The 22,442-nt window shown below is 56.8% G+C and carries 18 protein-coding genes; 7 read left to right on the forward strand and 11 right to left on the reverse strand.

The window, feature by feature from the left end; translation table 11 throughout:
- The first annotated feature begins 9 nt into the window (after positions 1-9).
- Positions 10-1,404 carry a 6-phospho-beta-glucosidase gene (gene ascB / locus ABEH87_RS04420; protein WP_346574249.1) on the forward strand — a complete coding sequence of 465 codons (1,395 nt, stop codon included), beginning with the start codon at positions 10-12 and terminating at the stop codon, positions 1,402-1,404.
- A gap of 72 nt (positions 1,405-1,476) precedes the next feature.
- On the opposite strand, the gene bioD is transcribed toward ascB, so the two are convergent.
- The 3 genes from bioD to ABEH87_RS04435 form a co-directional block, all read right to left on the reverse strand.
- Positions 1,477-2,142 (reverse strand): dethiobiotin synthase, encoded by a 666-nt coding sequence (bioD, locus tag ABEH87_RS04425; RefSeq protein ID WP_346574250.1) that lies wholly within the window; start codon positions 2,140-2,142, stop codon positions 1,477-1,479.
- Between the two features lie 122 nt (positions 2,143-2,264).
- Positions 2,265-3,482, reverse strand: a complete 1,218-nt coding sequence (locus tag ABEH87_RS04430) for an ROK family protein (protein ID WP_346574251.1) — start codon at positions 3,480-3,482, stop codon at positions 2,265-2,267.
- Between the two features lie 215 nt (positions 3,483-3,697).
- The gene (locus tag ABEH87_RS04435; protein ID WP_346574252.1) at positions 3,698-4,597 is read right to left on the reverse strand and encodes a LysR substrate-binding domain-containing protein; all 900 of its coding nucleotides are present in this window, start codon (positions 4,595-4,597) and stop codon (positions 3,698-3,700) included.
- Positions 4,598-4,696: 99 nt separating this feature from the next.
- Between ABEH87_RS04435 and ABEH87_RS04440 the strand changes: the two genes are divergently transcribed.
- Entirely contained in the window at positions 4,697-5,965 is a 1,269-nt protein-coding gene (locus ABEH87_RS04440) for an MFS transporter (protein ID WP_346574254.1), read from the forward strand.
- Between the two features lie 60 nt (positions 5,966-6,025).
- On the opposite strand, the gene ABEH87_RS04445 is transcribed toward ABEH87_RS04440, so the two are convergent.
- A complete protein-coding gene (locus ABEH87_RS04445) occupies positions 6,026-6,892 on the reverse strand; it encodes a LysR family transcriptional regulator (protein WP_346574255.1) in 867 nt (288 codons plus the stop codon).
- A 106-nt stretch (positions 6,893-6,998) separates the two neighbouring features.
- Between ABEH87_RS04445 and ABEH87_RS04450 the strand changes: the two genes are divergently transcribed.
- Together ABEH87_RS04450 and tus are read left to right on the forward strand one after the other, a co-directional pair.
- Positions 6,999-7,973 (forward strand): quinone oxidoreductase, encoded by a 975-nt coding sequence (locus ABEH87_RS04450; RefSeq protein WP_346574257.1) that lies wholly within the window; start codon positions 6,999-7,001, stop codon positions 7,971-7,973.
- A gap of 171 nt (positions 7,974-8,144) precedes the next feature.
- Positions 8,145-9,074 (forward strand): DNA replication terminus site-binding protein, encoded by a 930-nt coding sequence (gene tus / locus ABEH87_RS04455; protein WP_346574259.1) that lies wholly within the window; start codon positions 8,145-8,147, stop codon positions 9,072-9,074.
- 59 nt (positions 9,075-9,133) lie between these two features.
- On the opposite strand, the gene fumC is transcribed toward tus, so the two are convergent.
- Complete coding sequence (fumC, locus tag ABEH87_RS04460; RefSeq protein WP_346574261.1) at positions 9,134-10,531, reverse strand: class II fumarate hydratase; 1,398 nt, start codon at positions 10,529-10,531, stop codon at positions 9,134-9,136.
- Positions 10,532-10,727: 196 nt separating this feature from the next.
- Between fumC and manA the strand changes: the two genes are divergently transcribed.
- Together manA and ABEH87_RS04470 are read left to right on the forward strand one after the other, a co-directional pair.
- Complete coding sequence (gene manA / locus ABEH87_RS04465; protein WP_346574262.1) at positions 10,728-11,900, forward strand: mannose-6-phosphate isomerase; 1,173 nt, start codon at positions 10,728-10,730, stop codon at positions 11,898-11,900.
- Between the two features lie 149 nt (positions 11,901-12,049).
- Positions 12,050-13,552 (forward strand): YdgA family protein, encoded by a 1,503-nt coding sequence (locus ABEH87_RS04470; RefSeq protein ID WP_346574264.1) that lies wholly within the window; start codon positions 12,050-12,052, stop codon positions 13,550-13,552.
- Between the two features lie 43 nt (positions 13,553-13,595).
- Here the strand turns inward: ABEH87_RS04470 and ABEH87_RS04475 are convergent, their stop codons facing one another.
- Positions 13,596-14,939, reverse strand: a complete 1,344-nt coding sequence (locus ABEH87_RS04475; RefSeq protein WP_346574266.1) for a hypothetical protein — start codon at positions 14,937-14,939, stop codon at positions 13,596-13,598.
- Positions 14,940-15,207: 268 nt separating this feature from the next.
- Here ABEH87_RS04475 and add point away from each other — a divergent pair, with 268 nt between their 5' ends.
- The gene (gene add, locus ABEH87_RS04480; RefSeq protein ID WP_346574268.1) at positions 15,208-16,206 is read left to right on the forward strand and encodes an adenosine deaminase; all 999 of its coding nucleotides are present in this window, start codon (positions 15,208-15,210) and stop codon (positions 16,204-16,206) included.
- Positions 16,207-16,264: 58 nt separating this feature from the next.
- Here the strand turns inward: add and ABEH87_RS04485 are convergent, their stop codons facing one another.
- From ABEH87_RS04485 to ABEH87_RS04505, 5 genes are all read right to left on the reverse strand, one after another.
- A complete protein-coding gene (locus ABEH87_RS04485; RefSeq protein WP_346574269.1) occupies positions 16,265-17,305 on the reverse strand; it encodes an oxidoreductase in 1,041 nt (346 codons plus the stop codon).
- 74 nt (positions 17,306-17,379) lie between these two features.
- Positions 17,380-18,297 (reverse strand): arabinose operon transcriptional regulator AraC, encoded by a 918-nt coding sequence (gene araC, locus ABEH87_RS04490; RefSeq protein WP_346574271.1) that lies wholly within the window; start codon positions 18,295-18,297, stop codon positions 17,380-17,382.
- 11 nt (positions 18,298-18,308) lie between these two features.
- On the reverse strand, positions 18,309-19,289 hold the full coding sequence (gene araH / locus ABEH87_RS04495; protein ID WP_346574273.1) for an L-arabinose ABC transporter permease AraH: 981 nt from the start codon (positions 19,287-19,289) through the stop codon (positions 18,309-18,311).
- A 17-nt stretch (positions 19,290-19,306) separates the two neighbouring features.
- Complete coding sequence (gene araG, locus ABEH87_RS04500; RefSeq protein WP_346574274.1) at positions 19,307-20,830, reverse strand: L-arabinose ABC transporter ATP-binding protein AraG; 1,524 nt, start codon at positions 20,828-20,830, stop codon at positions 19,307-19,309.
- Positions 20,831-21,266: 436 nt separating this feature from the next.
- On the reverse strand, positions 21,267-22,250 hold the full coding sequence (locus tag ABEH87_RS04505; protein ID WP_346574276.1) for an arabinose ABC transporter substrate-binding protein: 984 nt from the start codon (positions 22,248-22,250) through the stop codon (positions 21,267-21,269).
- Positions 22,251-22,442 lie beyond the last annotated feature (192 nt).

Raw genomic sequence — 22,442 nt, forward strand, 5'->3', positions numbered from 1 at the left:
GAGATCAAGATGACACAACGTTTCCCACAACATTTCCTCTGGGGCGGCGCGGTCGCCGCAAACCAGGTTGAAGGCGCATGGCAGGAAGATGGCAAAGGTGTTTCGACCTCTGATTTACAGCCTCACGGCATTTTTGGTCAGCGCGTGGAGCGTCAGGAAGGCGATTCTGGTATCAAGGATGTGGCGATTGATTTCTATCACCGCTATCCGGAAGACATTAAGCTCTTTGCCGAAATGGGCTTTACCGTGCTGCGCACCTCGATTGCGTGGACGCGTATCTTCCCGGAGGGTGATGAAACCCTGCCAAACGAAGCCGGACTGGCATTTTACGATCGCCTGTTTGCTGAAATGGCGAAATATAATATCGCTCCGCTGGTGACGCTCTCCCACTACGAGATGCCTTATGGCCTGATCAAAAAATTCGGCGGCTGGGGCAACCGTAAAACCATCGACTGCTTCGTCCACTATGCTGAAACGGTGTTCGCCCGCTATAAAGATAAGGTCAAACACTGGCTGACCTTCAACGAAATTAATATGTCGCTGCACGCTCCGTTTACCGGCGTCGGATTGCCGGAAGAGAGCGATAAGCAGGCGGTATATCAGGCGATCCACCATCAGCTGGTGGGCAGTGCGCGGGCGGTCAAAGCCTGCCACCAGATTATCCCCGATGCCAAAATTGGCAACATGCTGCTGGGTGCCATGCTCTACCCGCTCAGCCCGCTGCCGGCTGACCTGCTGGAAACGCAAAAGCAGAACCGCGACTGGCTGTTCTTTGGGGACGTACAGACGCGTGGCTATTATCCGGCCTATATGACGCGCTATTTTAAAGAAAATGGTATTCAGCTGGAGATTAGCGAACAGGACAAACAGGATCTGCGTGAGCCGATCGACTTTATCTCGTTCAGCTATTACATGACCGGCTGCGTGACAACGAATGAAGAACAGAACCACAAAGCCCGCGCCAATATTCTGAATATGGTGCCAAACCCGCATCTGGCAAGCTCCGAGTGGGGCTGGCAGATCGACCCGGAAGGTCTGCGTTTTCTGATGAACGAACTGTATGACCGCTATCAGAAACCGCTGTTTATCGTTGAGAACGGCCTGGGCGCGCGCGATACCGTTGAAGCCGACGGGTCCATCAATGATGACTATCGTATTGCCTATCTGAACGATCACCTGGTACAGGTGCGCGAAGCGATTGAAGACGGGGTGGAAGTGCTGGGTTATACCTGCTGGGGGCCGATTGACCTGGTGAGTGCCTCTAAAGCCGAGTTCTCTAAGCGTTACGGCTTTATCTATGTCGACCGTGACGATCAGGGTAACGGTACGCTCGCCCGCAGCCGGAAAAAGAGCTTCTTCTGGTATCAAAACGTGATTAAAACTCACGGCGAATCACTGAAGTAACCCTGCGGCAGAGCGACTAAGGGTAAAAAAACGTATGTTCATCAGGGCGAGGCATGCCTCGCCCCTGTCACGCTAAACGTTCAGCGGCGTCAGGTCCAGATAATGTGCCAGGTCACGGCTTTCGGCACGTGGCAGATAAGGCAGTTCGCCCAGAAGGGGGGCCGGGATTTTATCGCCCAGCACGTTAATAATTTCCGCATAGTGCGCAAGACCGGGGTTAATGCGGTTAGCGACCCATCCCAGCAGCGGCAGCCCGTCGTTGACGATCGCCTGTGCGGTCAGCAGCGCGTGGCTGATACACCCAAGTTTAATACCCACCACCAGCACAACCGGCAGTTGCTCCTGAACCACCCAGTCGGACAGAGGGCGCAGGTCGTTCATCAGGCTACGCCAGCCCCCTGTTCCCTCCACCACAATATAATCAGCATGTTCATCAAGTGCATGCAGACCACTGCTTAATGTGGCATAGCTGATCGACGTGCGGCTGGTACTGACCTCATCTTCCAGTAACGTTACTGGATTAATCGCCTGATAGGGCAACATCACCGATGAGGAGGCCTGAAGAACCAGCGCATCTTTATTGCGAGGACCTTCTTCCGTCTGCTGGCTGCTTTTGGCAACAGGCTTATAGCCCACGGCATGTTTACTGTTTGTCGCCAGCTTTTGTAATAACGCACGCGAAACCACCGTCTTGCCCACTTCAGTATCGGTTCCGGTAACAAATAAACGTTTCAACATGGGATGACTCCGGCAGGCACAGCCTGACCTCATTGATAATTTTCGTACTTGATTAATGAGCGAAAATTGTAGGGGAGCGCCAGGAGTCGAAGATTGCGTTAGCGCAATGTTTAGTGGATTTATCAGCCTTGTAGCAGTTTGATTAACAACGAGCCGTTATAAAGTGCATCCTTAACCAGTGCCGCACCCGGCATCGTGCCCAGGTTAAGGAACTCCGTCGGCTGCACGCTGAGGTCTTTACTGTAGCTGGGTAAAGACTGCTGGCGAATACAGGTCATTATGGCCGGGAAAAGGAGGGTTTGCGCCCGGTTAAGCGGCGACCCGATCAAAATCTTCTGTGGATGGAACAGGTTAACCATAATCGCCACAATGCGCCCCACGCTGTTACCCACGCCGGAAATGACATCGCAGGCAAGCTGATCGCCGGCCAGGGCGGCATCACAAAGCGTATCGATGGTGAGCGGCTGATTGTGCAACGTGGAACTCATTGAGGCCTGCATTCGCCGGGCAGCTAACTCCAGCATGCTGTCCGTGCTGGCCACTGTTTCCAGGCAGCCATGATTGCCGCAGTAACAACGCTTGCCCCACGGATCGACCTGAGTATGACCTATTTCAACCAGCGTACTGCTGCCACCGTGCAGCAGGCGGCCGCCGGTGATGACGCCGGCCCCGACGTTGTGGTCAATCACCACCTGCAGGACTTCACGCGCATCGCGCGAGGCACCAAACAGCGACTCTGCCATGGTCCAGGCGCAGATATCGTGCTGGATAAAGACTGGAAGCCCGGTATGGGCGGCCAGCGAAGGCCCCAGCGGCATATCGTCGACATCGTAATAAGGCATTCGGTGCACAATGCCTGACTGGCTGTTCATGATGCCTGGCAGAGTGATGGCGATAGCGGTCAGACGTTCGAGCTTACTCTGGTGATGGATAAAGAATTGATCGATTTGCTGGATGATACGCGTCAGCAGCGGCAGGTCCCCATCGGCGGGCAGCTCAAACTGCTGTTCCACGACCATCTGGCTGCTGAGATCGCGTAGCGCCAGCGTGATATCGCCGGTGCCAATACGCGCCGAAAGGAAATGCCAGGCCTGAGTATCCAGTATCAGACCGACGGCGGGACGACCACGGCTGCCCGGCTCCTGAAATTCTGTTTCCTGCACCAGATGAGCTTCCAGCATTTCCCGCACGATTTTAGTGATACTGGCTGGCGCCAGTTGAGCTTTTTTTGACAGCTCAATACGCGAGATGGGGCCAAACCGATCGATCAGTCTGTACACCGCTCCGGCATTAGTCTGTTTAATCTGGTCAATATGACCAGGCTGACTATCCGCAATCACACCCCACTCCCACTCATCACCCGTTTAGAGAAGCTTTACTCACTGTCCATTACATCGTCGCAGACTGACGTTGATGGCCAGCAGATCGGTCTTATTTTCACGCTTCAAAATAAAGCATCCGGCTCATGGTGAAACACTTCAATGATGGCGTCAAATATTTGATTCGATATGTGATTTGCAGCACATAAACCGCGTTTGAACGCTCATGTTTTCCACTATTCCTGCTGTGATGCCGGTAATAACAGGGCCATCATCGACGCCACTACTGCCGGGATCTCACGCTGCTTCGACCAGACCAGCCACACTTCTGAACGAGCATCCTGTTCGTGTAAGGGGATCCACACCACGTCAGTCAGACGAACGCGGCGAAACGAGGCGGGAAGAATAGAGACCCCCAGCCCGGTGGAGACCAGGCCAATGATGGTCATCGCCTCACCGACTTCCTGGGCGATATCGGGTTGAATATCGTATCGCCCCAGCAGGTCGAGAATTTCGCCGTACAGCGCCGTTCCCACCTGCGGGTCAAAGAAGACAAAGGGTTCACGCGCCAGTTCGTTCAGCGTAATCTGCGACCGGCCCGCCAGCCGATGGGCGCGATGCACCAGGGCATACATCGGTTCACGCAGCAGCAGCTGATGGTCGAGCGTATCCGGCAGCAATGTATTGCGCATCACGCCGAGATCCAGTCGTCCGTCGGCCAGCGGTGTCAGCTGCTGTCGGGTGTTAATTTCCTGCATCTGAATATGTACGGCGGGAAAACGCTGGCGGAAGGTGAATAACGCATCGGAGACGGCGGTGATAAACGGCGCAGAAGAGGTAAAACCAATACGGATCTCCCCTTCATCACCGCGATGCAGGCGGGCGGCTTTATCGGCCGCCTGATCCACCTGTTGTAATACCAGACGGGCATCCTGCAGAAACTGCTGGCCGGCCGCCGTGAGTTTTACACTGCGATTGGTGCGCGCCAGCAGCCGTGCCCCTATTTCCTGCTCAAGCAGCTGTATTTGCTGGCTCAGCGGAGGCTGCGAAATATTCAGACGCTGAGCGGCGCGACCAAAATGTAACTCTTCAGCAACGGCGATAAAGTAACGCAGATGGCGTAACTCAACATTCATATTTTAAACATATCATTTCAGATTATTAATATATTAGACATCATAATCTGATTTTCTTACCCTTTACAGCGTACCCCCTGAATATTCTAAGGAATTGTTGTGAACCGCTCATCTCATGCCGTCAGAACGCCGTATTCCGCTGACCGTGCATCTCCTGTAGCTGATGAAACGCCTCCCGCCGACAAGGCGATCTTTATTAAACGCGGTACTCCCCAGTTTATGCGCGTCACTCTGGCGCTGTTTTCCGCCGGGCTGGCGACCTTTGCCCTGCTTTACTGCGTGCAGCCAATTCTGCCGGTTTTATCACAGGAGTTCGGCATCTCCCCGGCGGCCAGCAGTATTTCGCTGTCGATCTCTACCGGGATGCTGGCACTTGGGCTGCTGATCACCGGGCCGCTTTCGGACGCAGTGGGTCGTAAATCGGTAATGGTCACCGCGCTGATGCTGGCCGCTATTTTTACCCTGCTTTCTGCCACGATGACCAGCTGGCACGGAATTTTGCTGATGCGCGGCCTGACCGGTCTGGCGTTAAGTGGCGTGGCCGCCGTCGGTATGACCTATCTGAGTGAAGAGATCCATCCCGGCATGGTCGCGTTCTCGATGGGCCTGTATATCAGCGGAAATTCTATCGGCGGCATGAGCGGGCGACTGCTAACCGGGGTGATCACCGACTTCACCAGCTGGCGCATTGCCGTGATGGTCATTGGCTGCTGCGCGCTGGCTGCGGCAGTGATGTTCTGGCGCATCCTGCCAGCCTCCCGGCATTTTCGTCCGGCCTCATTAAAGCCGCGCAGCCTGATGATCAACTTCCGCCTGCACTGGCGTGACAGCGGGCTGCCGCTGCTTTTTGCTGAGGGCTTCCTGCTGATGGGGGCTTTCGTCACGCTGTTTAACTACATTGGTTATCGTCTGCTCTCTCCGCCTTATTCCATGAACCAGGCGGTGGTTGGGCTACTGTCTGTCGTTTACCTGACCGGGTCATGGAGTTCACCGAAAGCAGGCGCAATGACGGCGAAATATGGTCGCGCCCCGGTGCTGCTGTTTGCCATCCTGCTGATGCTGAGCGGGCTGCTGATTACCCTCTCCAGCTCACTCTGGCTTATCCTGCCCGGAATGATGCTGTTCACCGCCGGATTCTTTGCCGCACATGCGGTAGCAAGCGGCTGGATTGGCCCACGCGCCCGCCGCGCCAGGGGACAGGCTTCTTCACTCTATCTGTTCAGCTATTATCTCGGTTCCAGCGTTGCCGGTACGCTCGGCGGTGTGTTCTGGCATCACTTTGGCTGGCAGGGCATTACGGCATTTATTGCCGCAATGCTGGTAATGGCACTGCTGGTGGGAAGCCGCTTGTACAGCAGAAAACTGTAGAGTGCCCGGCATTCTCAGCGCCGGGTGCGCCAAAGTGCGGAGACCGTACTGCTCAGCCTGTCAGAGTATCCGATCGCCAGGGCATGACTGGCCGACAAGCTGCGCTAAAAAGTTCATCACCTTCACGGCCGCCGGCAGCCGTTTTAACTCAGGATAGGTGACCAGCCAGATATCCCTGACCGGCGCAGGAATATCTGTTGCCAGTGGGATTAATGAACGGTCTGCATCGCCCATAAAACTGGGTAATACCACCGCTCCAAGTCCGGTGCGGGCAGCCTGCTGCTGAGCCATCAGGTCGCTGGCGCGAAACACCACCGGCCTGCCCGCCAACAGCGTGTTGAGCCACTGCTGTTGGGTAAGATAATCGTGCTGCTGTTCATAAGCGATGAACGTCCAGCGGTGCGGGGGGATTGTGCTGAAGCTCTCAGCCGCGTACAACCCAAAACGCATGGTGCCGATGCGCATGGTAACCAGGTCGGGGTTCTCTGGCCGCGTCAGGCGTACCGCTATGTCGGCCTCCCCTTTCTCCAGCAGCGCATGGTGTGGTACGCCCGATAGCGACAGCGTCACGCCGGGGTTATCACGGGTGAAGTCGCAAACGCCTGGCGCAATAATCCGGGCCGCAACCGCAGGCGAGGCGCTAATCCGAATCACGGCGGTGGGCGTATCGGAGAGCGCCTGGGCCTGCAGCCGAACCCGATCGGCAATCCTGTCCATGTCCTCTGCCATTGCCGCAATGATCAGCCCGTGTTCCGTTAATGTGGTTCGGCGGGGCAAACGTTCCGTCAGGCGCAGACCGAGGGTGGTTTCCAGCGAGGCGACACGACGACTCACCGTCGCATGATCAACCTTCAGCTCTTTTGCCGCCGCCGACATCGATCCCCTGCGCGCAAGCACCAGAAAAAAGCGTAAGTCCTGCCAGTCCATCGTTACCCCTTGTGCAAAAATTCACGTATTTAGGTCTTTTATACGCGTATTTTCTCTTCTTAAACATTTTTATACTGCCTGTCAGTTAATCAACGAGGAAGAGAAAATGTCTGTCGCCATCATCATCAGCAAACCGGGAGGCCCGGAGGTTTTAAAAACCATCGCGTTTTTCCCGGGTGAACCCGGTCCGGATGAAGTCCGGATTCGCCACTCGGTCATTGGCGTTAACTTTGTTGACATCTATTACCGCTCAGGCCTTTACCCACTGCCGGCCTCACCCGCCGTGCCGGGCTTCGAAGGTGCCGGTGTGGTTATCGACGTTGGCAGTCATGTCCGTTGTTTTTCTCCCGGCGATCGCGTTGCCTATACTGGCAATCCGCAGGGCGCATACTGCGAATGCCGAAACATTCCTGCCAGCCGTCTGATAAAAATCCCTGAGGGGATTGATTTCCGTACTGCGGGAAGCTCAATGCTGCGCGGACTGACGGCGCATATGTTGCTTCACAAAGTCCGCAACGTGCAGCCGGGGGAATGGCTGCTGGTCCATGCGGCGGCTGGCGGCCTCGGGCAACTCGTGACGCGCTGGGCAACCATGAAGGGGGCCAGAGTGATCGGCACCGCGAGTTCTCCGGCAAGGATGGCGCTGGCTTCTGCTGCGGGTGCGGCAGAGGTACTGCTTCATACCGATCCATCGTGGCAGGATAAGGTTCGTGAAATAACGCAGGGTCACGGAGTGCATTTCGCCATTGATGGTATCGGCGGAACCATGCTCTCAGCCACACTGGGCGTGGTCCGCCCATTTGGTATGGTTGCGAGTATGGGGCAGCCGGCCGGCCCCATTCCTGCCGTTCCGGTGGAGGATTTAGGTTTCAGGCGATCGATTGCACTGATGCGGCCAAGTTCACTAGCCTATGCGGACGATGCCGGGCTTTACCGTCAGGGAACGACGGACCTGATGGCAGCCTTACAGCAGGGGCTGATCAATCCCGTCGGTGCAGAATTCCCGCTGACAGAAGCCTGGCAGGCGCATGCCAGCCTTGAGTCTGGACGCACGACGGGCAGCGTAATACTGACCGTCTGAAGCTCACCGGGTAACAGCTGAATTCTGCTGTTACCCGCTTGTTTTATCCCGTTCGGAGATTGCGGCGAGATGCGCAACCAGCCCTGATGACGAAAAAATCACCGTTGCTGATGTTCATCGCGGTTTCTCGCTGCTATAGTCTTTAGTATGTTGTAACTAATGGAGACTGTAATGAGCCGTTATGATGCTGTTGATCAACTTCATCACTGCGTGGCCGAACTGGAGCAGGCGCTGGCAGCCCTTCAGCAACAGCTGCTGACTCTGCGTCTGCTGGCCGCACGCGTCTTTGAACTACCGGAAGTAGAGAAAGGAAAGGAGCATGACCCGCTGACGCAGGTCGCCGTTGAGCAGCTTACCGGGTCCCGCGCGCTTGAGCGGGCGCTGGCACATTACCGCCGCCTGTTTATGCAGCACCAGTCGGAAAAGCTCAGCACCAAAGCCGCCGTGCGTCTGCCCGGCGCAGTCTGTTTAGAGGCGGACGGCGCGCAGTCTGCCCTGCTCCACCAGCAGGTAGCCGGTATTAATCAGCTGAAACAGCGCCTGGAACAGATTATTACCGTTGAGTCCGGCCTGCCGAGTGAAGAACGTTTTGAGTTTGTGCATCGCCATCTGCGCGGGCTGATTACCCTGAATGCTTACCGTTCGCTGACCCTGCTGGATGCACCGGATTCCGTGCGTTTCGGCTGGGCAAACAAACATATTATTAAGAATGTCAGCCGTGACGACATGCTGGCAACGCTGCAAAAAAGCCTCAAAGCCGGGCGCGCCGTGGCCCCCTGGACGCGTGAACAGTGGGCGGAACGCGTGGCCGATGAGATTGAAGCCGTGAAATCACTGCCTGACGGAGCGGCGCTGAAGATCAAGCGCCCGGTGAAGGTGCAGCCTATTGCCCGCGTCTGGAACAGTCGCGATCAAAAACAGACCCAGCTGGCCTGCCCTTCTCCGCTACTGGTGCTGTGCCCGGATGCCAGCAGCGTACCGAAACTGGGGGAACTGCTGAACTACGATGCGGCGGGCGTCACGCATCGCTATAAACCCGATGCTCAGCCGCTGTTTTTGCTGATCCCGCGTCTGCATCTCTATACCGACCGGCTGGTATAAAAGATAAAAGACGGGCCGACCGCAAAAATGGCCGGCCCGGACATAAAGGTTAACTGGCGTTAAACCTTCATGCTGCCCACCATCTCTTCCGGACGAACCCAGGCGTCAAACTCCTCTTCCGTCAGGTAGCCCAGCTTCAGCGCCGAGCCTTTCAGCGTCAGCCCTTCTTTATGTGCCTTTTTGGCAATTTCAGCCGCCTTGTCGTAGCCGATATGGGTGTTCAGCGCCGTCACCAGCATCAGCGATTCGTTCAGCAACTGGCTGATACGGTCGCGGTTAGGCTCAATCCCGATAGCACAGTGGTGGTTAAAGCTGTCCATGCCGTCCGCCAGCAGACGCACTGACTGCAGGAAGTTGTGGATCACCATCGGGCGATAAACGTTCAGCTCAAAGTTACCCGACGCGCCGCCGATGTTCACCGCCACATCGTTACCCATCACCTGGCAGCACAGCATGGTCATTGCTTCACACTGCGTCGGGTTCACTTTACCCGGCATAATTGAGCTGCCCGGCTCATTTTCCGGAATGGCAATTTCACCGATGCCGCAGCGCGGGCCGGATGACAGCCAGCGCACATCGTTAGCGATTTTCATCAGCGACGCCGCCAGCCCCTTCAGCGCGCCGTGCGCATGCACCAGCGCATCGCAGGTCGCCAGCGCTTCAAACTTGTTCGGCGCAGTGACAAAGGGCTGTTTCGTCAGTTCTGCCAGCTCCTTAGCGACGCGCACGGCGTACTCGGGATGGGTGTTCAGCCCGGTCCCCACCGCCGTTCCACCCAGCGCCAGCTCGGCGACGTGCGGAATACTCTGCTCAATATGTTTAAGGTTGTGGCTGAGCATCGCCACCCAGCCGGAAATCTCCTGGCCCAGCGTCAGCGGCGTGGCATCCTGCAGGTGAGTACGGCCAATCTTGACGATATCTTTAAAGGCTTCGGCTTTGTCGCTCAGCGTTTTTTGCAGCACTTTCAGCTGAGGGATCAGATGCTGCTGCACCGCCACCACCGCCGCCACATGCATGGCGGTCGGGAACACGTCATTGGAGCTCTGGCTCTTGTTAACGTCATCATTCGGATGTACCAGACGAGCCATGCCGCGCTCGCCGCCGAGAATTTCACTGGCGCGGTTAGCCAGTACCTCATTCATGTTCATATTGGTTTGTGTACCGGAACCGGTCTGCCAGATGGCCAGCGGGAACTCACCCTGATGCTGGTTGGCGAGCACTTCATCAGCGGCTTTGATGATGGCACCGCTGCGGTCATCCGGTAACAGGCCAAGGTCATTGTTGACTTTGGCAGCGGCACGTTTAGTCAGCGCCAGTGCGTACACCAGTTCAACCGGCATCTTTTCCGTGGAGATACGAAAGTGCTCCAGCGAGCGCTGCGTCTGCGCCCCCCAAAGTTTATCGGCTGGAACATCAATCGGTCCCATTGAGTCTTTTTCAACGCGGTTGGCAGCCATTCCTGTCTCCTTTGTACAAACATATGATTTAATGGCGCGGTTAGCCCGGCAAGGCGGGCAAAAGCGCGGCAGTAGTCTGACATATACAGGGTTACGATTATGCGACTCATTCGCGTTTATTGCATCCCGATTGTTTTACCAGTGTAGTTTTCTGTTTTAATACTGCCAGTAACCAGTGAGTGACCAGGGAGACAGGATGCAAAAGTTAATCAATTCGCTGCAGAATTATGCGTGGGGCAGCAAAACCGCTTTGACGGAACTGTATGGCATTGCCAATCCGTCGCAGCAGCCAATGGCTGAATTATGGATGGGAGCGCACCCGAAAAGCCCGTCGAAGGTGCTGATTAACGGTGAGCCGCACTCGCTGCGCGAACTGATTGATGGCGACAAAACCGGCCTGCTCGGCGCGGCGGTAGCCGAACGTTTTGGTGAGCTGCCGTTTCTGTTTAAGGTGCTGTGTGCCGAACAGCCCTTATCGATTCAGGTCCACCCCAGTAAGTCTGCTGCAGAAGCAGGCTATGCGCGTGAGAATCAAGCCGGGATCCCGCTTGATGCCGCCACGCGCAACTACAAAGACGCCAACCACAAGCCCGAACTGGTCTATGCCCTGACGCCGTTTAAAGCGATTAACGGTTTCCGCCCGCTGTCTGACATCGTCTCACTGCTGGAACCCGTGGCAGGCGCGCATCCGGCTATTGCTCATTTTCTCAATCATCCCGGCGAGTCAACGCTCTCTGCGCTGTTTGCTGCCCTGCTCTCCATGCAGGGTGAAGAGAAGGCGCTGGCGCTGGATATCCTGCGCGCTGCCCTTGCCCGTCAGTCGGCTGAACCCTGGCTGACTATCGCGGAGACGGCACAGGTCTATCCCGACGACAGCGGCCTGTTTGCCCCGCTGCTGCTCAACGTCATCGTGTTACAGCCGTCGCAGGCGATGTTCCTGTTTGCCGAAACCCCGCACGCCTATCTTCACGGCGTCGCGCTGGAGGTGATGGCCAATTCCGACAATGTGTTGCGTGCCGGACTGACGCCAAAGTATATCGACGTGCCGGAGCTGCTGGCCAACCTGCGCTTTGATTCCCGCGCAGCAGAAACCCTGCTGACCACACCGCACCAGCAGGGCAGCACGCTTAATTTCCCGATCCCGGTAGAGGATTTTTCCTTTGCCATACATACTCTCAACGCCCGGCCGCTCACCGTCAGCCAGCAGAGTGCTGCCATTTTGTTCTGCATTGAGGGTCAGGCCGTCGTGAACTGTGGTGAGCAGACGCTGTCATTAGAGGCGGGGGAATCTGCCTTTATCAGCGCCAGCGAGTCGCCGCTGACGATCGCCGGCCAGGGCCGTGTGGCCAGGGTATTCAACGAACTCTGAATTGCGGCTGACGCCACGGGCCAGAATTGCTAAGATTATCCATTAATTACTAAAAAACGCCGTCAGGCGTTTTTTATCGCCAAAGGGCAACCTGCAGGAGCCGAACAGGTTTTCCTGAGTGAGTGAACATTAAAAGGACGCTATAACCGATGAAAAAAACAAAGATTGCTGTGGGTGTGGTTGTTGCCCTGGGCGTAGTCTGGACTGCGGGTGCCTGGTTTACCGGTAAGCAGATAGAAAAAAACATGGATCACGTCGTTCAGCAGGCTAACGCGCAGATTCAGAATACCGCCCCGGAAAGCCGTCTGAAGTTAAGCTATCAGGATTTTCAGCGCGGTATCTTCAGCAGCCATGCGCGCTTTGTTCTGCAGTCAAGTTCACAAACCGAAGACAACTCCATTCTGAAACCAGGCCAGAGCATCGTCTTCAGTGAAAACATTGATCACGGCCCTTTCCCTCTGGCGCAGCTGAAAAAATTCAATCTGGTGCCAAGCATGGCGTCGGTCCACACCGAGCTGGAAAATACCGAGGCGGTGAAGAAGCTGTTTGAAATCGCTAAAGGTCAGTCAATCGTGCAGGCTGAAACCCGCATTGGCTACGGCGGCAGCACCGATTCCGACATTACCCTGGTGCCGGCTGATTATACGGATGTGCCGAGCGGTGAGCGTTTTGCTTTCAACGGCGGCACGCTGAAAGTGAGTGCCGACGACAAAGGCGACAACGTTAACTTCAGCGGCGACATCGGTAGCCTGGTTATGGCCGGCAAAAATGAGCTGGGTATGCAGATGATGTTTACCGTTAACGATCTGAAAGTAGATGCCAACACTCACCTCAGCCCGGAAGGACTGCGCATTGGCGATCAGACCATCAATCTGAAGAAGATAACGAGTACCGTGGATGGTAAAGAGGCGATGGTCGCGGAAGGCTTCAACGGTAAGTCTACCTTTGACTCCACTAACAACCGCGTTTCCGGTCAGATTGACTACACCCTCGACAACCTGAAACTTCAGGGTCAGGGCTTCGGCCAGGGCAAACTGGCGATTAAGCTTGACGGCTTTGACGGTAAATCAGTTAAAACCTTCTCAGAAAACTATAACCGTCAGATTCAGGCGTTAAGCAACGATCCGGCGCTGCAGGAAAACATTGAACTGTATCAGCAGCGCGCCAGCGAACTGCTGTCGGCCAACCTTGCCCTGCTGCTGAAGGGCGATCCTTCCGTCAGCATTGCACCGTTAAGCTGGAAAAACGACAAAGGCGAGAGCAGCTTTACCCTCAACGCCCAGTTCAAAGATCCGTCTACCGCTGCGGCTCCACCGCAGAGCCTGGACCAGCAGGTGGACAGCGTACTGAAAACGCTGGATACCAAACTGACTATCTCGATGCCAATGGCGACCGAGATGATGACGCGCGTGGCGATGTCAGAAGGTTACAATCAGGAAGAGGCCACCAAACTGGCCGATCAGCAGGTGAAAGGCCTGGCAGCGATGGGGCAGATGTTTAAACTGACCACGCAGCAGGATAACAACATCACCACCGGCCTGCAGTACAGCACCGGGCAGATCACCATGAACGGTGAAAAAATGTCGCTGGAACAGTTCCTCTCCCGCTATATGCTGGGCGGTGGTGGTGCACCGGAAGGCATGCCACAGTAAGCAGTCAGATGAACAGAGGGGCCGCAGATGCGGCCCCTCTGCTTTACAGCGCCAGCGGATCCGACTGCAGCAGCACATCCCCACCGAAATCAGGCAGCGTATGCTGACGCAGATAGTTGGCAAATGACTGACGTGAATCTGCCGCCTTCCAGTCCGACATTAACTTACCGAGCAGGTCCGTTGATTTGGCCGTCTGCTGTGGTGTAGTCAGGTCAGACTCCAGCGCGCCTTTCAGATACTTCTGCACCCGTGTTGAAGTGGTTGCCGACTGGTCGAGCATGGCAGAGACCAGCGCCCCCTGGCGATACTGCACATCCGTGGTGCTTTGCGCCCGATCGTCAATCCGGGTAAACAGATAGTTTTGCGAGCTGCTGTCGCTGGTCAGATTGAGCGGCAATCCGGCGGTCAGGGCCTTATGGAAACTGGCAGTCAATTGTGACTGCTGTTTCTGGGTGATATGCCGGTTTTGATCGCTGGTTCCCGTCAGCGTGCTGGTCTGGGATACCTGGTATGAGAAAGTATTGACCTCACTCAGGCGCAGCGGGTTAATGGCTGTCGGGGTCTGTGTCACCGAGGCGGTAAAATCAGCCAGCCCGGTGAGCATATTTTTATCGGAGCGCGTCAGCGAAATATAAATCGTTTGCTGACTGCTTTTTGCCGGAGTGGCGCTGTCGCCGTAGTGGCTGTTCAGCGCGGTGAAGGCATCCCTGAACATCGCCATCAGCGTGCTGTCACCCTCACCCCGATTCTGCGCACGGTCAAACTGCTTCAGATACTGACTCAGCGCGCGCTGCTGCTGGCTTTCACTACCCTGGATCGCGCGCTTGCTCATATCCACGCTGATATTCACCGCGCCGAGTGTGCCCGTCGTTTTTACCGATCGCGTATTGCTGTCCGCATGAAAATCCAGCGTCAGCGTATTATCGCCGTCCACTCTCGCTTTCAGATCGACAGAAGTCAGCACGGCGCGGTTAAACTGGGTCAGTGCGCTGAGATCCAGACGCGGCGGCAGACCCGTCAGGCCGTCCATTGCTTTGCGGAAACCTTCTGACAAGGTTTCCAGCGCTCCGCGCTCGGCCTCGCTGAGACTCCCCTTTTTCAGGGTGATCAGAATACCGGATCCGTCACTGGCTTCAGAAAGCTCCACCTGCGCGCCGCTGGCCGTTTTCACACTGAGGGTGCCCTGACTCTCGCTCTGCGCCACCGGCGTGGCTATTCTGCCCAGCGAATAGACCGGCGCGGCGCTTATCACCTGCCCCAGCGTCACCGAGGTAGAGGAGGGAGGGGTCTCCTTTGCTGTCTCAGCTACCGTAGCAGTATTCAGACGGGTTGAGTTAAGCAGCGAGGTATTTGCTAAGAGGTTTCCAACAGAATGAATAACCGTCATTGTTTCAGTTCCCTTGTTTATGCCCTGACGTCACAGTGAGTAAGATCCTACTGATGTTAGTGTCGGCAAATCATCAGAAACCTTTAGCCCTGGCAGGCGCGATGTTGATGGCTGAACCCCCCCATCGCGGCGTTTCCGCCCTCTTCACCGCGTGATTAAGCAGCAGTTGGTCGTCACGAAAGACGCTTGTTGCGCAATTTAGTGGCATAGTTGCGCAATAAGTTTTTATAATGCTCCGCACTTTATTAAAAAAACAGAGAGTGCCGACATGATCGATTCCCAGCTTCCCCTCACAGACATCCATCGCCATCTTGACGGCAATATCCGTGCGCAAACCATCCTTGATTTAGGCCGCGAGTTTAACCTGGCGCTGCCTGCCACCACCCTGGATACCCTGCGTCCACACGTGCAGGTGATTGAGGCCGAGCCAGATCTGGTCAGCTTCCTCAACAAGCTGGACTGGGGCGTAAAAGTGCTGGGTTCACTGGATGCCTGCCGCCGCGTGGCGCAGGAAAACGTCGAAGATGCCGCACGTGCCGGTATTCACTATGCCGAGCTGCGTTTTTCACCGGGCTATATGGCCATGACCCACAACCTGCCGATTGCGGGCGTGGTGGAAGCGGTGGTGGACGGCATTAAAGCCGGCTGTCGTCAGCACAATATTGACGTGCGTCTGATTGGCATTATGAGCCGTACCTTTGGTGAAGAAGCCTGCCTGAACGAACTTAACGGCCTGCTGGCACACCGCGACAGCATCACCGCGCTGGACCTGGCGGGTGACGAACTGGGCTTCCCCGGCAGCCAGTTCCTCAGCCACTTCACCCGCGCGCGCGATGCCGGACTGCGCATCACGGTTCATGCCGGAGAAGCCGCAGGGGCGGAAAGCATCTGGCAGGCCATTCGTGAACTGGGTGCCGAGCGTATCGGCCACGGCGTGAAAGCGGTAGAAGATCCGGCGCTGATGGATTTCATGGCGAAGCACGGTATTGGCGTCGAGTCGTGCCTGACGTCGAATATTCAGACCAGCACCGTGGCCTCCCTGGCGCGCCATCCGCTGAAGACTTTCCTGGAGCACGGTATTCTTGCCACCATTAACACTGACGACCCGGCGGTTCAGGGGATTGAGATTGGCCATGAGTACGCCGTGGCAGCCCCGGCAGCGGGCCTGAGCCTGGCGCAGATGCGTGTGGCGCAGGAGAACGGACTGAAAATTGCATTCCTGAGTGATGCTGAGCGAGCTGCTGTGCGGGCACGCGTTGCGGCGTAATCAATCATGATAGCCGTTTGATTCAGGGCTGGCCGTGCGTTGCGGTCAGCCCGTTTTTCTATTTCAACGACAGGGTCTGACGCTTCGCGGCGGACTGCAAGCCCAGCTCGATCAGTTCCATCACCTGAATCGCCTCTTCTGCTTTCACCGGGTTTTCACCCACGCCGTTCACCGCATCGCGGATTGCCGCATAATAGGCAGGATAGTTGCCAGGGATCGTCAGCAGCGTTTTTTCAACCAACCCCTCGCCTTCTGCCAGCGTCAGCACGCCGTCACGCATGTCGTAACCCCAGTCTTCCTGCGGCGGACGCGCCCCGGATTTCAGACGATCCTCCTGCGGGTCCAGGCCGTATTTCACATAGCTGCCAAGGGTGCCGTGCACCTGATAACGCGGCGACTCAGCGGCCACCAGCATGCTGGCGTGCAATACCACGCGGCGCTGGGGATAGATAAGGGTTGCGTGGAAATAGTCGGTAGTCACCGCGCCCGGACGCAGGTCGGCGGTATCCACGTTGATGGCGACCGGAGAGCCAAACAGCTGAAGCGCCTGGTCAATCACATGCGGACCCAGATCGTACCAGATGCCGCTGCCGGGACCCTGCTGCTCGCGCCAGCGCTGCTGCACCTGCGGGCGGAACCGGTCAAAGTGCGACTCAAAGTAGCGGACGTCGCCCAGCGTGCCTTCCGCCAGCAGGGCTTTCACGGTCAGGAAGTCGCTGTCCCAGCGGCGGTTATGGAATACCGACAGCAACAGCCCTTTAGACTTTGCCAGCGCATCCAGTTCCCGCGCCTGTGACAGTGTCACGGTAAACGGTTTATCGACGACGACGTGCTTTCCGGCGTTAAGTGCCGCTTTCGCCAGTGGGAAGTGGGTATCGTTAGGAGTAGGAATGACGATCAGCTGCAGCGTGGGGTCATCAAACAGCGCCTGAGGGTCAGACACCACCTGCACCGAGGGCCAGTCTGCATGAACTTTGCTGGCGTCACTGCTGGAAACGGCAGCCAGTTCCATTTCGGCAGTACCGGCGATCAGCGGCGCATGGAAAGTTTTGCTGGCGAAGCCATAGCCGACCAGACCAACACGAATTTTATCACTCATTATTATCCCTCTTGTGGTTACCCGTTGATTTAAGACGATCGATGCGGCAACCACAAGGAGGATTAACCCTAAAACTACTCGTTGGCCCGGCGCGGCAAATGCCAGGTTTCCTGGGCAACCAGCGCGTCGTGGGCATCAAGACTGCGGCGGCGGAAATCGCTGGGGCTGACCCCGGCGCGTTTACGGAACACCCGCGAAAAGTAGAGCTGGTCGTCATACCCGACTTCGCGGCCAATACTGGCGATCGGTTCCTGAGTCGTCTGCAACAGCAGCTTGGCGCGGATCACCCGCTGATCTTCACGCCAGCGTAGCAGGTTAACGCCCATCTGCTCGCGGAACAGGTGTGCCAGCCGCGATGGCGACAGGCAGACGTGTCTGGCGACCTCTTCTATTTTTACTTCAGCCGCCAGATTGTTGGTCACGTACTGGCAGGCTTCCACCACGCGGGCGTCACGCACCTGCTGCTGGCTGCGCGGATCCTCCTGCACCGCGCGCAGCAGCAGGCGTTCCAGCAGGTTCATCGCCAGCTCTTCGGCAAAGGGACGCCCGGAGTTATGGGTGTGTTCAATGTTGGCAAACAGGCGGTCAAACTCGCCGCGCAGCGACTCCGGCAGCCGCAGCCGCCCTACGCCCTGAGCTTCATCCTGCCACTCCAGCCAGTCGCTCCAGTAGGCGCGCGGGCGAAAATAGACCCAGCGATGATACCAGCAGTCACTGTCGGGCTGGCGGCCATAGTAGTGCGGCGTTTTCGGCTGGAACAGCAGCAGATCGCCGGGTTCGCAGTCGAAGGCGGCTTCACCGTCAAACACCCGCCCGCGCCCTTTAATGGTCAGATTAAGAATGTAGCCTTTCATGCCGTGCGGGCGATCGATAAAGAAATCGAGCGGCCCCGCCGCGTTAATCGGCGTCAACCCGGCCACCAGCCAGGCGCTGAACGGATATCCTGGCAGTAACGGGTTGGACTGCGCCACCGGCGCCAGACGATGATACATAACGCCTCCTGTCAGACCGCTTTGGCTTTCTGTTTGTAGCGGTCGAAAATCACCGCTGCTAACAATATCAGACCGCGAACCACGTACTGTGAGAAAGGCGATATATTCAGTAAATTCATCGCATTCTCTACCGTTCCGAGGATCAATACCCCGGCGATAACATAAGAGATTTTACCAATGCCGCCCTTGAGGGACACGCCGCCGAGCACACAGGCAGAGATAACAATCAGCTCATAACCCAGCGAGGTCATCGGCTGGCCGCTGGTCATACGCGAAGCCAGAATAATACCCGCCGCCGCTGAGACCAGCCCGGAGAGAATAAAGATGATAATCCGCGTACGTACCACCGGCACTCCGGCGAGGCGCGCCGCTTCCTCATTGCCGCCAATCGCCAGCGTATTGCGGCCAAAGGTGGTTTTATTCAGCAGGAAGGCAAACAGGGCCAGCGTAATTATCGTCAGCCACACCGGCGCAGGCACGCCAAGCCAGCTGGCGTAACCGAGGGCGAAAAAGCGCTCATCTTCAATCCCTACCGCCTTACCGTCAGAGAAGATATAGGCCAGCCCGCGGACGATCTGCATGGTGGCCAGCGTGGTGATTAACGCGTTGATCTTCAGTTTGGCAATCACAAACCCGTTCACAAAGCCGCAGGCAACGCCGAGCACCAGCCCGGCCGCCACGCCAATCCACAGGCTCTCCGTCATGTTGATCACCACCGCGCATACTACCCCGGCACAGGCAATCACCGACGCCACCGACAGGTCAAAATCCCCCGACGCCAGGCAGAACAGCATGCCGCAGGCCACCATGCCGGACATCGACATAGCGAGACCCAGGCCTTTCATGTTGATCAGCGAACCAAAGTTAGGCACAAAGACCAGGCAGGCAATAAACAGCGCGGCAAACACTACCAGCATGCCAAAATTGTCCCAGATGCGGCTCAGACTGAAACGCGACGGCGCGGCGGGTGTTACGGATGAGGTCGTAGACATAGGTTTCTCCTGCATATTCAGGCCACGTGTGTGGCAGGTTTGGCGGTTTTCGGCATCGCCAGGCTCAGCGTCAGCGCTTCTGTGGCGTCGTTATGATCCAGCTCTCCGGCGATTTCACCTTCGCGCATCACCAGGATGCGGTCGGCCAGCCCCATGACTTCGGGCAAATCGCTGGAGGCAAACAGCACGGCGATACCCTGCTCTGCCAGCGCGTAGATCAGCTGATAAATTTCGTTTTTAGCCCCAACGTCAATGCCCCGCGTCGGTTCATCCAGCAGGATCACTTTCATCTCTTCAGACAGCCAGCGGCCGAGGATCGCCTTCTGCTGGTTGCCGCCGGACAGGTTCATAATCAGCTGGTCAGCCGAGGGGGTTTTGATATTCAGCGAACGGATGTGTACTCCGGCGTTGCTGGCTTCCCAGCCTTTATTAATCAGGCAGCCTGCCGTCAGGTTGTTACGGCGGGCGCTGATGTTGATATTGTCGCGCACCGAGTGCACCGGGATGATACCGTCAGCTTTACGGTCCTCCGGGCACAGCATGATCCCGGCACGGATGGCTTCAATCGGCTCCCTGATGGTGAGCGGTTTGCCGTCAAGACTCAGCTCACCGCTGATAAGGCGCGTGGCACCAAACAGCCCTTTCATCAGTTCACTGCGCCCGGCCCCGACCAGGCCAAACAGCCCGACAATTTCCCCGGCGCGCACGCTGAATGACACCGGGCTGCGCACCCCTCTGGCATGCACGTTGTTCAGCTGCAGGCGAACCTCACCCTGCGCGCGCGGGCGGTAGCCGTAGATATCGCCGATATCTCTCCCGACCATCGCCTGCACCAGCTGATCATTGCCGGTGGTGGTCATATCGGTGAAGGTGCGCACATAGCGGCCATCTTTAAATACCGTGATGGCATCGCTGAGGGCAAAGATCTCCTCCATGCGGTGAGAGACATACAGCACCACGCGTCCGTCAGCCCGCAGCTGGCGGATAACCCGGAACAGCTGATCGATTTCACGCGCAGACAGCGAGCTGGTCGGTTCATCAAAGGCGATCACCTGAGCATTGCGCGTCAGCGCTTTGGCGATCTCCACCATCTGCCACTGACCGAGAGAGAGATACTTCAGGGGAAGATCCGGGTCAACATCCATACCCAGGGTTTTCAGCTGACGCGCGGCTTCGCTGCGCAGACGGGAACGGTTGACCAGCCCGCCGCGCTGCGGTAGCTGACCTAAGAAGATGTTTTCTGCCACCGACATTTCCGGCACCAGATGGAGTTCCTGATAAATGATGGCCACCCCGGCGTTGAGCGCGTCGGTGGTATTCTGGAAGTTGACCGGCTGGCCCTGCAGGCGGATTTCGCCGCCGCTCGCCTGGTAGCTTCCGCTGAGAATTTTTAACAGCGTCGATTTGCCCGCGCCATTTTCGCCCATCAGGGCATGCACTTCCCCTGCATAACAGTCAAAACTGATGTCCTGCAGCGCTTTGACGCCGGGAAAGGTTTTACTGATACCGTGAAAACTCAGATACGGCGGTTGCGAGGTCATGGTGTCTCCTGCATTTGGGACGTCTGTTACGGGCGGACCGGAAAAAAGGTCCGCCCCTACGAATACCGGGGCATGCCGTTTCGGGCGGTCCGGAAAAAAAGGTCCGCCCCTACGAATATCAGGGCATACCGTTTCGGGCGGACCGGAAAAAAAGGTCCGCCCCTACGAATACCGGGGCATACCGTTTCGGGCGGTCCGGAAAAAAAGGTCCGCCCCTACGAATACCGGGGCATGCCGTTTCGGGTGGACCGGAAAAAAGGTCCGCCCCTACGAATACCGGGGCATGCCGTTTCGGGTGGACCGAAAAAAAGGTCCGCCCCTACGAATACCGGGGCATACCGTTTCGGGTGGACCGGAAAAAAAGGTCCGCCCCTACGAATACCGGGGCATGCCGTTTCGGGCGGACCGGATAAAGGTCCGCCCCTTCGCCAGTGCCTTACATCAGGCCTTTTTTCGCCAGTTCAGCTTTGAAGTTATCGCGGGTAATCAGTACCACATCGGTGACCTCGGTGAATTTGGCAGGCTCAACCCCTTTGGTGACCCAGTCGTGCAGCATCTGGATACTGCGATAGCCGTGAACGTCCGGGCTTGGCAGCAGAGAACCATAGAAGCCGGTCGCCTTGCCTTTGGAGAGCTCGCTGACCGCATCCACACCGTTAATACCGATGCCTACCACGTTAGCCGCCTTGAAGCCCTGACCTTCGGTGGCACGCACGCCGCCGAGCACGGTGTTGTCGTTCATGCCGACGATCAGCCAGTTTTTCACCTCAGGATGCTGAACCAGCAGAGAGTTACCGGCGTCAAATGCACCGGGAATATCGTTGGATTTCGTCGGGACCTGGTAAATCTGTTTTTCCGGGAACCCGGCCGCTTTCAGCGCCTCAATGGAGCCACCGGTGCGGCGGCGGGCAGTGTCCAGCTCATTGGCCGTAATCGCCATCACGGCGGTGGTTTTCACGTCCCAGCCACGTTTCTGCATCTCTTTATACAGCTCCTGCCCCTGACGCTCGCCAATTTTGGTGGCGGCCATCATCACCAGCGGCACGGTGTCCATCGGCTTTCCTTTTGCCGTCACGAACTGGTCGTCAACGGCGATCACTTTCAGCCCGTAGCTGCGTGCTTTGGCCACAATCGCCGAACCGAGTTTCGGATCGGGCGTACAGATGACGAAGCCTTTTGCTCCGCTGGCGGCCAGACTGTCGATAGCATTCAGGGTTTTCTCACCGTCCGGCACGGCGATTTTAATTACCTCAAAGCCGAGATCTTTACCGGCCTTGTCAGCGAATTTCCATTCCGTCTGGAACCAGGGCTCTTCCGGCTGTTTCACCAGGAAACCCAGCTTCATGGATTCCGCCATAGCGGATTGTGACATAACAGCAGCAAGGCCAATCGCGGCCAGCGCTTTAGTGAATTTGTGCATGAGGCTCTCCGGCTCAGTGCCCGCCTGAGGCGGGATTATGTAAACGGTAACAATCGGTTGTAGGAAAATTTAAAAGCTTCTAAACAACACCTTACCTGAGCACTGACGTCATAACAGTGGCGGTAGTGCGCTAGTTTTACCCGCAAGTAAATGGAAATTTGTAGAGCGCTATCACACCCTGAAATTACAGTC

Origin of the sequence: Erwinia sp. Eh17-17, assembly GCF_039675725.1 — a bacterium.
Lineage (GTDB): Bacteria > Pseudomonadota > Gammaproteobacteria > Enterobacterales > Enterobacteriaceae > Erwinia.